The following is a 703-nucleotide window of genomic DNA, read 5'->3' on the forward strand; positions in this document are numbered from 1 at the left end:
TTCCGGGGCAAACAGTCTGTCTATCTCCTTACTCATGTGCTCCGAGCAAATCGCATCGGGCCGTTCAGAAACCAGTACCTCTTCTGTTTCCTCCGTGTTTTCAGTTTCGCCCCTGGTTTCCACTATATAGTGGACAGTAACCTCTTCGCCGGGCTGCGTCTCTGGAATAAGCACCATATGCAACCCACTATAGCGATCCTTCATGACCTGAATGTCTTTTCAGGCTCGGTGCGCATGGCAATGATCGTTTCATCGGGATCCATACTGGGTAACGAGAGCCACGTTTTATATTCCAACGTCAGAGTGGTTTGACCATAATGGTGATTCTTGGCTAAAGGTATAGGAGCACTGGCTGACAACGCTCCCGGTAACACAGCTTCCATACCACCATGCCCCCCCTTTCCCAGTCTTATAGATATCAGGCCACCGTCGGGAGTTACAGCAATATCATTTACGTAAAGACGGGTCATCCGTGGATCATGGTCAACAGTCTGAAAAACTTTTTTGTAACTGAGACATGGCGCAGGAAGCTGCTCGTAGTTAGTCCTGCTATCCAGAGTTTTTATGACAGGTTTTGGCAACTGAGCCTGTGTATCCGTACCACCTGTTGGCTGAGTACTTTCCTCCGGCTCATCCAGGCAATAGCTGGCCACAGGCAGATTGAAAACATTCCGGAGTTCCTGCCAGCAGGCAGGCCAGTTGA

2 protein-coding genes are annotated in these 703 nt (G+C 49.8%); both read right to left on the minus strand.

All coding sequences use genetic code 11. The features are described from left to right. On the minus strand, positions 1–204 hold a 204-nt coding region (locus E1189_RS24450; protein WP_230459876.1), incomplete at its 3' end, for a hypothetical protein. After that, positions 201–703, minus strand: a 503-nt coding sequence (locus E1189_RS22400) for a hypothetical protein (RefSeq protein ID WP_196220883.1), incomplete at its 5' end; no start/stop codon positions are given. The genes E1189_RS24450 and E1189_RS22400, both read right to left, overlap by 4 nt.

Source organism: Parendozoicomonas verongulae (assembly GCF_009711465.1).
Taxonomy (GTDB): domain Bacteria; phylum Pseudomonadota; class Gammaproteobacteria; order Pseudomonadales; family Endozoicomonadaceae; genus Sansalvadorimonas; species Sansalvadorimonas verongulae.